Annotated in this window: 9 protein-coding genes; 2 read left to right on the top strand and 7 right to left on the bottom strand. The window is 55.5% G+C overall.

Features of this window, described 5'->3' with window-relative positions:
* Positions 1 to 1,155: ABC transporter permease (locus ACTG4M_RS16065; protein ID WP_439124675.1), on the top strand; the 1,155-nt coding region annotated here is incomplete at its 5' end.
* A gap of 66 nt (positions 1,156 to 1,221) precedes the next feature.
* Here the strand turns inward: ACTG4M_RS16065 and urtE are convergent.
* The 7 genes from urtE to ACTG4M_RS16030 form a co-directional block, all read right to left on the bottom strand.
* A complete protein-coding gene (gene urtE / locus ACTG4M_RS16060; RefSeq protein ID WP_439124674.1) occupies positions 1,222 to 1,929 on the bottom strand; it encodes an urea ABC transporter ATP-binding subunit UrtE in 708 nt (235 codons plus the stop codon).
* Complete coding sequence (gene urtD / locus ACTG4M_RS16055) at positions 1,919 to 2,659, bottom strand: urea ABC transporter ATP-binding protein UrtD (protein WP_439124673.1); 741 nt, start codon at positions 2,657 to 2,659, stop codon at positions 1,919 to 1,921. Before urtD ends, urtE begins: the two co-directional genes overlap by 11 nt.
* Positions 2,656 to 3,909 carry an urea ABC transporter permease subunit UrtC gene (gene urtC, locus ACTG4M_RS16050; RefSeq protein WP_439124672.1) on the bottom strand — a complete coding sequence of 418 codons (1,254 nt, stop codon included), beginning with the start codon at positions 3,907 to 3,909 and terminating at the stop codon, positions 2,656 to 2,658. Before urtC ends, urtD begins: the two co-directional genes overlap by 4 nt.
* 3 nt (positions 3,910 to 3,912) lie before the next feature.
* On the bottom strand, positions 3,913 to 5,871 hold the full coding sequence (gene urtB / locus ACTG4M_RS16045; RefSeq protein WP_439124671.1) for an urea ABC transporter permease subunit UrtB: 1,959 nt from the start codon (positions 5,869 to 5,871) through the stop codon (positions 3,913 to 3,915).
* A 96-nt stretch (positions 5,872 to 5,967) separates the two neighbouring features.
* Positions 5,968 to 7,248, bottom strand: a complete 1,281-nt coding sequence (gene urtA / locus ACTG4M_RS16040) for an urea ABC transporter substrate-binding protein (protein WP_439124676.1) — start codon at positions 7,246 to 7,248, stop codon at positions 5,968 to 5,970.
* A gap of 302 nt (positions 7,249 to 7,550) precedes the next feature.
* Positions 7,551 to 8,018, bottom strand: coding sequence for a hypothetical protein (locus ACTG4M_RS16035; protein WP_439124670.1), 468 nt, complete (start codon positions 8,016 to 8,018; stop codon positions 7,551 to 7,553).
* A gap of 124 nt (positions 8,019 to 8,142) precedes the next feature.
* On the bottom strand, positions 8,143 to 9,042 hold the full coding sequence (locus ACTG4M_RS16030; RefSeq protein ID WP_439124669.1) for a hydrogen peroxide-inducible genes activator: 900 nt from the start codon (positions 9,040 to 9,042) through the stop codon (positions 8,143 to 8,145).
* Between the two features lie 117 nt (positions 9,043 to 9,159).
* Between ACTG4M_RS16030 and ACTG4M_RS16025 the strand changes: the two genes are divergently transcribed.
* Positions 9,160 to 10,346, top strand: a 1,187-nt coding sequence (locus ACTG4M_RS16025) for a peroxidase family protein (protein ID WP_439124668.1), incomplete at its 3' end; no start/stop codon positions are given.

Raw genomic sequence — 10,346 nt, 5'->3', positions numbered from 1 at the left:
GATCAGAACCTTGAAAGAGCCGAAGCAGCGCAGGCCGAGGGGTTTGGGATCCTCGTAACCGGCTTGGTTCTGTTGCTGGTCTTTAAATTGGTGCAAGGCATTTACGCGAATTTCGCATACGAAAAACAATATTCCCGCTGGCGAATAGAGCCTGCCGCGACAGAAAGCGGCCGATCAACCACAAACCTTGTTCTGGGCATTGTCCTGACGGCAGCAATCGCACCATTGATTATCTACAAATTCACCGTCAGCAACTCTTTGGAGTTGTTGGATGAGTTTCCTGAACGGCAGGTGTCTGAGGCCGTGCTTGGCGAGGGTGGGGGAACGCTCTTTGGCGCTGTTGCATCGTGGATGGAAGCGCGGATTGATGCAGCCGCGACAGCAGGTGGTGATGTTTTTGATGGGATCGTAACGGGTGTTCGGACGGTTCTTGACGGTCTGACACTGGCATTGAATGGGTCACCGTGGCCGGTGGTCATGCTGGTGATTGCAGTCACGGCCTACCGTGCTGCTGGCCCGCGTGTGGCAATCTTTACCGTGGCTGCAATGGCTTACACGGCCCTTCTCGGTTACTGGGCTTTGGCGATGGAGACAGTGGCGTTGGTTGGAGCCGCGGTGTTGCTTTGCGTTGCCATCGGCATTCCTCTCGGCATTTGGTTTGGCAAATCGCAGAGGGCCTATCGAATGGCCGAACCTGTGCTTGACCTCATGCAGACGCTACCCGCCTTTGTCTACCTGATCCCCATCATTGCCTTCTTCGGGACCGGCAATCCACCGGGCATTCTGGCCACGATCATTTTCGGCATGCCGCCAGTGATCCGCTTGACGGCGTTGGGGATGCGTGGGGTTCCGGAAAGCATCAAAGAGGCAGCTGTCGCCTTTGGTGCATCGAAATGGCAGCTACTTAAGGATGTGGAAATTCCATTGGCCCTGCCATCGATCATGGCTGGGGTGAACCAGACGATCCTGATGTGCCTGTCGATGGTCGTGATCATTTCGCTCATCGGTGGCGGTGGTCTGGGTCAGGAAATCCTTGAAGCGCTCCAATTTGCGGCCAAAGGCCCAGGTTTGCTTGGTGGGTTCGCCATCCTGTTCCTCGCGATGGTCATGGACCGTATCGTTCAAGGAGCCTTCAAGCGGGCGGATCAGAAGTAAGTCTGCAAGGTTAAAACCGTGGCGTAGAACGTCACGCCACGGTTTTCGTTGTCTTTGCCCAAGTCCCTAGACCGAGACACCTGCCAACAACGCGTCGCGATCCAGATCGGCCTTTGGGCCACTCATCTTCACCGCACCGCGTTCAAGTACATAGAAACGGTCGCCAAGATCATAGGCGAAGCTGAAATATTGCTCGACGAGAACGATCGCCATCTCCGCCTGCTCACGCAGTAGGGCAATCACCCGACCGATCTGCTGTATTATGTTGGGCTGAATGCCCTCGGTTGGCTCATCCAAGAGGAGGAGTTTTGGCTTGGTGATCAAAGCACGAGCGATGGCCAGTTGCTGTTGTTGCCCGCCCGAAAGGTCGCCACCGCGACGGTTAAGAAACTCTTTTAGGATTGGGAAAAGCTCGAAAATGTGGTCGGGGATGTGATGCTCAGATTTGGGAAGGCAAGCAAAACCAGTCTCTAGGTTTTCGCGCACTGTGAGCAGAGGAAATACATCGCGGCCCTGTGGAACATAGGCGACGCCTTTCTGCGCCAAGGCGTGCGCTGTGGCGGATTTAATTTCTTCCCCGTTTAGCGAAAGTGTGCCGCTAGAATACGCGTGGGTGCCCGAGATCGCCTTGAGCAGCGATGTCTTTCCGACGCCGTTGGTGCCCATAACGCAGGTGATTTCGCCTTTGGCCGCGGCCATGTCGATCCCGTTTAGGATCTGGCTGCCGCCATAGTGTAGGGTCAGTCCGCTTGTGCGGAGGACTTCATCGGCCAAGATACACCTCGATCACCTGTTCGTTTTTCGTGACATGGTCCAGCGAGCCTTCAGCGAGCACCGAACCTTCGTGCAAGACCGTCACTTTGCAGTCCAACCGTCTTACAAATTCCATGTCATGCTCAACGACAACAACCGCGCGGGTCTTTGCCGCCTCGCGCAAGATGTCCGTGGTATGTTCGCGCTCTGCCGGTGTCATTCCCGCGGCGGGCTCATCGACAAGTAGCAGGCGCGGGTCTTGGGCAAGCAACATTCCGATTTCGAGCCATTGCTTTTGACCGTGACTCAACTCACCTGACTTGCGGTGTAATGCGCCAGAAAGACCAATCTGTTCAGCAAGCTCTGCAACTTTTTCAGTGTCGTCTTGTGTGGGTTTGAAGAAAAGGACCGCCAGTGGACCGCGTGTTTTCTTCAGCGCCATCATCAGATTATCGAATACGCTTTGATCTTCGAACACGGTCGGACGCTGGAATTTGCGACCGACGCCTGCTTGTGCAATCTTGCTTTCCGACATCTTGAGCAGAGAGTCGCCCCGGTCACCATACATGACGCGACCCTCGTCTGGGCGCGTTTTGCCGGTGATGATATCCATGAACGTAGTCTTGCCTGCACCGTTCGGTCCGATCACTGCGCGCAGTTCTGCGTCAGCGATTTGAAATGACAGGTTGTTGATGGCTTTGAACCCATCAAAGGACACAGAGACGCCCGAGACTTCTAGCAGAGTGCTCATTTTTCGGCCTCTTGTTCACGCAGTGCGCCTTGGTCGGGGCCTAGGTCTGCACCGTGACGGTTGGGGGATTTGCGATCGACAAGCAGATCGACCAGACCACCGATGCCTTTGGGCGCATAAAGGGTAACGCAGACAAAGCTGAGGCCCAAAAGAACGGTCCACCAGTCGACCCAGCTGATCGTGTAGAACCCGAGGTTGATGTCAGGTGCCTGTCCGCCGGTAAACCAAGTGGATACGAGCGACACAAAAGCCGCTCCGATCACGGCGCCATACAGGCGCCCACGCCCGCCGATGGCAACCCAGACTGCAAGGTAGATTGACGCGATGGGTGCCAGTTCAGCCGGATTGATAATGCCAGCTTGCGGATAATAGAGCGCGCCTGCGATGCCAGCGATTACGGCGGTGACGGTAAATATCGCAAGCTTGAATGCCTCGACCGGGTAACCAAGAAAGCGCACGCGCGCTTCGTCATCACGGATAGCGCGTATGACGGACCCGAACTTGCCGGACACGAACCAGGCGCAAAGCACGTAGCCGAGCCCAAGCGCCAATGCCGACGCCCAGAAGAACCAGAGCGAAACGGTGGATTGTGGCGTGTCGGCCATACCTGGAAGGTTTTGCAGGCCTGAAAGCCCGTTATTGCCCCGCAAGCCGCTGTCATTTTGGAACAGATGCAGGGACAGAGCGAGGGTCATCGCTTGGGTTAGAATCGAAAGGTACACGCCCGTGACCCGGCTGCGGAACGCAAGCCAGCCAAAGACGAGCGCCAGAATGCCGGGAACCAGAACGACCGCTGCCAACTGCAGAGGCAAGGAATGGGCGACCGCCCAGATGGGCGGGAATTCCGACGCGCCGACGACGCCAAAGATTTGCGTTGCGATGCCGTCAGACACTTCTTGCGGGGTGGCGGGCAGTTCGGCGGCGGCAAGGCTTTCCAGAACAATGATCTCGGTCCGGGCGTACATGAGCCACATTCCGATCGCGTAGCCGCCAAGACCGAAGAAGGCCATATGGCCAAGACTGAGGATGCCGCAATACCCCCAGACAAGATCCATCGCCAAAGCAACGAGGCACAGGCAGAGTGTTTTTCCCAATGTCTTGACGAAGCTTGTTGAGATTACACCAATGCCGAAACCTTCAGACAGGATCGTCACACCGACAGTGAAGATGGCCAAGACGGCCAAAAAGATCATCACCGAGGGAAAACGGAGCGCAAACGGTTGGCGGCGGGGCAGGGCGGCGTCGGTCATCTCTTACGCCTCTGCCGCGCGGCCTTTAAGAGCGATGATGCCCTTTGGCCGGAATTGAATGAACAGGATGATGAACAGGATCATGTAGGTCTGTGCCGCCAGTGTGTTCGAGGGATTCAGGAATTCAATCCCCTTTTGCAATGACCCGACCATCGTGGCCCCTAGCAGCGTGCCCCAGATGTTGCCGACACCCCCAACAACAACGGTCATGAAGGATTGCACGATATAGTCGCTGCCCATCTCGGACGTGACCTTGGCATAAAGCCCGATGGCGACACCTGCGATACCAGCGATGCCCGACCCGAACCCAAAGGTCAGCATGTTGATCTTGTCCGGGTTGATCCCCATCGACGCTGCCATACGCGGGTTTTGGGTGACTGCGCGGACCTCGAGTCCCAATCGTGTGCGGTTCATCACGAAAAGGAACAGCGCGAGGAACATCAGAGCCAGCACGAAGATCGCGATGCGGATATAGCTGATCGACACAATGTCATTAATGACCAGCGACCCATCAAGCCAACCGGGCGCGGTAAGTGGGCGGGCTTGCGTGCCAAAGATGTTTTTGGCGATTTGCTGGAGCGCGATGGAGATGCCGAAAGTGGCCAATAGCGTTTCCAACGGTCGATGATAAAGCCAGCGGATCACCAGACGTTCCATCGCGACACCTGCGCCAAAGGTCACGGCAAAGGCCAGAGGGATCGCGACGATGATCGACAGAGTATAGTCTGGGATGAACAGCTGCACGACGTACCCGGTATAGGCACCCATCATGATAAATTCGCCATGCGCCATATTGATAACGCCCATGACGCCAAAGGTGATGGCGAGGCCGATTGCGGCAAGAAAATAGATGGAGGCGAGAGACAGGGCATCAAGGCCAAGGTCAAATGCCTGGTTTATAGCAACCTTGTTCTCAATCGCTTTAAGCGCCAATTGCGCGGCGGCGACAACCTCGGGCGGGGCACCGATATAGCGTTCGTAGAAAACATGATTGGCGAGGCGCTCGTCAACCTCGGTCTCAGTCGCAACAGCCGTCACGGTGCCTTGTTCTGCAAGGGCAGCATAGGCCATGTCGCGGGCCGCTTGGCTGTCAAGTGTTGCGACTTGAATGCCGGCAACCTGGCCGTCTGCGATGTTCGAAATCAGCGCTTCGCGCTGTTCTTCGCGGCTGATGCGCGGTTTGGCGAGGTCTGCACGAACCAGCAGCTCATAAGCCTCCTCACTTGGGAAGGTTTCGCTGCCAGGTGTGAGAACGCGACCAATGTCGGCCGCTTCGGGAAGCGTTTCCGCCGCTTCAATGCGGACGGTCAACAAGGGGTTAAGTGCGGCGCGAACATCGACACTCAAGTCGCCGCCAAAGCTCTGGATGGCTGCGATCCGCTCTTCGTTGGTTTCGCCGAAGCGAATAGTCAGAAGACGTTCAAGCCGCTCTTTGCGAGTGCGGATCGTTTCATCCGTTTCGGAAGGTACGCTTGCGCGGAGCGCGGCAAGGTGGCTTTCTTCGGCACCGCGTTCAATGGCGTCCAGTGCGCGTCGGCGTGTGTCGGCATTGGGGTCGCTGAGCTGAAACTGCACCAGTGCAGTGGCGATCATGCCTCGGATACCGGAATTCGGCTTGAGCTGGTCAAAGCTGTCGTCCGGAACTTCGCCAATTTCGGAACCATCAGCGAAGTCAAAAATGCGCAAGGTGTCGCGACCTACTTCTTCGGCATAGACAAAAAGGCCTGTCTCTTCGTTGACCCACATTTCCTTGTTCTGCCACTTGTCCAGAACGACCTGCGCTTCCGGGAGCCCGGAGTTGGCCAAGCCATCAACCGCTGGACCAATGGTCCGACGCGAGCTTTTGAGCAGAATTTCACTATGGGTTTGGAGCAGTTGCTGGATCGGTGCGTCCGCTTGTTGGGCGGAGGCCGGAATGGCAAGGGACAATGATATTAAGAAGAGAGCGGCTAAGCGCAGCATTGGGGCATCCGTATTGAATGGGACGTGCGGCGCACGCACCCGAAGAGGGATGGGTGGGATGCGGTGCGTGATTTCCCACGCACCGCGTTGGTCAGATTAGTAGTTCGATTTGATCTGCACGCATGTGCTGGTCTCGGTGTTGTACATCCCGCAGCCCAGCTCAGCCCAATCGGACTTCAGTACTGCGGATTCCGGCAGGAAGTCGGTCCATGCATCACCCGGAACAGGATCAGTTTCGCTGATGATATCGAATTGACCGTCTTCGGTGATCTCACCAATCAGAACAGGCTTGGAAAGGTGATGGTTCGGCAGCATGACTGCTGTTCCGCCTGTCAGGTTAGGGAATTCCTGACCGTACATTGCTGTACGAACTGCATCAACGTCAGTTGTGCCGGCATCTGTGACTGCGTTCACCCACATGTTGAAGCCGATGTAATGAGCTTCCATCGGGTCATTGGTCACGCGCTCTTCGCCCATGCGTTCTTTCCACGACGCGACCCATGCTTCGTTCGCTTCGGTGTCTGCGGATTGGAAGTAATTCCAAGCTGCTAAGTGACCAACAAGGTTGGTTGTATCGAGGCCGGAAAGCTCTTCTTCGCCAACCGAGAATGCGACGACTGGGATATCGTCAGCGGAAATGCCGGCCGCTGCCAGCTCTTTGTAAAAACCGATGTTGGCGTCACCGTTGATGGTCGAGATCACACCGACCTTTTTGCCGTCAACACCAAGCGCCACAACGTCAGCGACAATCTTGGACCAGTCGGAGTGGCCAAAGGGCGTGTAGTTTACGAAGATGTCTTCTTCCGCGATCCCTTTGTCCTGAAGATAGGCCTCAAGAATATTGTTGGTTGTGCGCGGGTAGACATAGTCAGTTCCCAATAGCGCGAACTTCTCAACGCCAAGCTCTTCCAGGAAGTAGTCGGTTGCAGGGATTGCCTGCTGGTTCGGAGCAGCTCCGGTGTAGAACACATTCTTTGAGCTTTCTTCGCCTTCATACTGAACCGGATAGAACATCAGGCCGTTGAGTTCTTCGAGAACAGGAAGGGCCGATTTGCGCGACACGGACGTCCATGAACCGAAAATGATGTCGACTTCTTGGACGGTCAAAAGCTCGCGAGCCTTTTCAGCAAAGAGCGGCCAGTCCGAGGCGGGGTCAACGACAACAGCTTCGAGTTCGCAGCCAAGCAAACCGCCTTTATCGTTCTGAATATCGACCAGCATCTCCATCGTGTCTTTAAGAGTGGTCTCGGAGATGGCCATTGTGCCAGAGAGGGAGTGCAAGACACCGACTTTGATCGGGCAGCTGGCTTCCTGTGCAAATGCGGGGAGGGTTGAGGCGATCAAAGCAGCTGCTGCGGTAGAGCTGAAGAATTTCATCGACATTATGCAAACGTCCTTTGTACGTTTTGCGCTGCGATGGTTGCCAATAGCAGATCAAGGCCCAAGTATCGCAGACGCAAGTCTATTGCGGAGTGCGATGGAGCCTGGAATTGAACGGCCGGCTTCATCGCACGTGATCAGCTGATGGTGCTCACCAGCCGCCGGTATCTAGGCTGCAGTTTTTAATGGCAGGAACAAAGTCGTTACTTACAGTATTGCCATCCGCCAGAAATGCGCAATTTTTGGGCTCTTTTATCACTTTTGTATGATTATTAAGCGAATAGGCGTAGCTTATTGTTCTATTGGGACGCTTGCCAGGTTTCTTGATTCTGTGTCTGAGGATCGTTTTGCTTCGGTGAGGACGTCAGAATGGCGTCGCTCTTGGGTGGGGTCAGCAAGATATCGCGGCACAGAGCAAGTTGTCGATCAGCCCGCGTTTCGGCCCATTTTGATTGTCGGCCATCCCGTGCAAAAGCAGCTTGAGTTAGCAATGATGCATGTGCCGCCTTGGCATTAATACGAGCGGCGAGGGCAGACTTCGCATTATCGCTCGTAACCAACGCCTCAAGGATGTCCAACAAATGATCTCTTTGCCGCTCGATCTCTGTCGTTGAGGTCTCTGCAAACATCCAATGGTGTTCGATTTGCGCAGACATGCGCCCGACGCATTCCGTGACGCGATTTAGCAAAACATCGGATGCCTCAGCCAAATTGGCAGTCAAACTGCTGAAAACTATGGCATAGCCAAAGGTTTTTAAAGCGCCCATAAAATGAGCATTGAGCGTATCTTCTAGCCGATCAAGTCAATGGAGCAGTGCGGTAATGTATTTTGAAGAGTGAGTCATTCTTGCAGCAAAGTGTGACTCGGTCCGTCTCTGACCGAGTTCGGTATCAATAGTTCTCTTTTTGACCAACCCCGCGCACGATCGCGCCAACTTGCATGAGCTGATCGCCAAGTGGGTTAGTTTTGCGCCACACCATTCCGATAGTTCGCGACGGGCGGGGCGATGGAAAGCGCACCACCGAAACATCCGTTGACCGTGTTTCAAGTGGCATCGCCATCTCTGGGATTAGGGTCACCCCCATTCCGGCCCCAACCATTTGCACCAGCGTTGAGAGAGAGCTGCCTTCCATCAGTTGGCGTGGCTGAGCTTTTGTAATCTCGCAGAACGACAAGGCTTGATCCCGAAAACAGTGCCCCTCTTCCAAGAGCAAAAGGCGCATGGTCTTGAGCATGTCTGGACTTGGCACCGGTTTGTTGGCGTCATTCAGAGGTCGAACCAAAACAAAGTCTTCCTGAAAAAGCGCAAATTCACGTAGGGCTGGTTCCGAAATCGGGAGTGCGACGATGGCAGCGTCCAGGCGGGATTCCAGCAAGTCGGCCACTAGGGATTTGGTAACTGATTCCCGCAGTTCCAATTCGATCTCTGGGAAGTGTGCAGACAAAGCAGTGATCGTGTCGGGTAGTAGATATGGCGCAACAGTCGGTATGACGCCCAAGCGAAAGCGCCCGGCGAATGGCCCTTGTGATGCGCGAATAAGGTCTTCTAGCTCGTCAACCGCCACCAGAACTTCGCGGGCTTTGAGGATGAAGTCGTCACCAATGGCGGTCAAACGAACCGTTCGTGCACCACGTTCAACTAACGCCGCGCCTGCCATGTTCTCCAGCTCCTTGATCTGCAACGACAATGCGGGTTGGGAAATGGAACAGGACTCTGCCGCCCGGCCAAAGTGCTGGTGCCGCGCCAAGGCATCGAAATATCGCAACTGTTTTATGGTTAAGCCTATCATTTGGAAAACTTATCAGAACGTTTTAAATATCCAATTGGAATTTATTGTTTTGCATGGTTAGAACCATTCTAGAACGGGCCATTGGCCTGTCCGATTCACTTGCGAGGGAGAAAGATCATGGACGGCAATAATCTCGACAAAGCAGGCGCATGCCCGATCATGCACGGTGGTAACACCGGCACAGGCAACAGCGTGACCAAATGGTGGCCCAGCGCGCTCAACCTCGGTATCCTGCACCAGCACGGCGCACGCACCAACCCGATGGACCCGGACTATAACCATCGCGATGCCGTGAAGGCGCTGAATTACGACGCGGTGAAAGCCGACGTTAAGGCACTTTTGACCGAAAGCCAGGAGTGGTGGCCTGCTGACTGGGGTCACTATGGCGGACTGATGATCCGCCTCGCGTGGCACTCTGCGGGCTCGTACCGCATGGGTGATGGTCGCGGTGGCGCAGGCACAGGTAACATCCGGTTTGCTCCTCTGAACTCTTGGCCGGACAATGCGAGCCTTGACAAGGCCCGCCGCCTGCTGTGGCCCGTCAAAAAGAAATACGGTAATGCGCTGAGCTGGGCCGATCTCATCATCCTCGCCGGCAATATGGCCTATGAAGACATGGGTCTAAAGACATTCGGCTTCGGCTTTGGCCGCGAAGATGTCTGGGCGCCCGAAGAAGACGTGAACTGGGGCGTCGAAGAGGAATGGCTTGCGCCGTCCGAGAACCGTTACGGTGATCTTGATGAACCGGCGACCATGTATAACCCGCTTGCTGCGGTGCACATGGGTCTCATCTATGTGAATCCCGAAGGTGTGAACGGCCAGCCTGATCCGGCACGTACCGCGCTGCACGTGCGCGAAACCTTTGCCCGTATGGCGATGAATGACGAGGAAACCGCGGCTTTGACGTGTGGTGGTCATACTGTTGGTAAGGCGCATGGTGGCGGCGGAATGGCGGACCAGATTGGTGATGCGCCCGAAGGTTGCCCGGTGCACAATCAGGGTTTTGGCTGGGACAACCCTGGTCACGAAGGCAAAGCGGCCAACGCATTCACTTCTGGCATCGAAGGCGCGTGGACCCAGCACCCGACGCAGTGGGATATGGGCTATTTCGACTACCTCTTTGACTACGAATGGAAGCTGACCAAATCCCCTGCCGGCGCAAACCAGTGGGAACCGGTTGGCATGCCTGACGACAAGAAACCCGTGAACGCTTCTGAACCATCCAAGCGCGACATGCCGATGATGACTGATGCCGACATGGCGATGAAGGTCGATCCGATCTACAACGAGATCTGCCAGAAGTT

Origin of the sequence: Marivita sp. (assembly GCF_965656765.1) — a bacterium.
In the GTDB taxonomy this organism is placed as follows: Bacteria; Pseudomonadota; Alphaproteobacteria; order Rhodobacterales; family Rhodobacteraceae; genus Marivita.
This window is presented reverse-complemented; position numbering and strand designations above follow the sequence as displayed.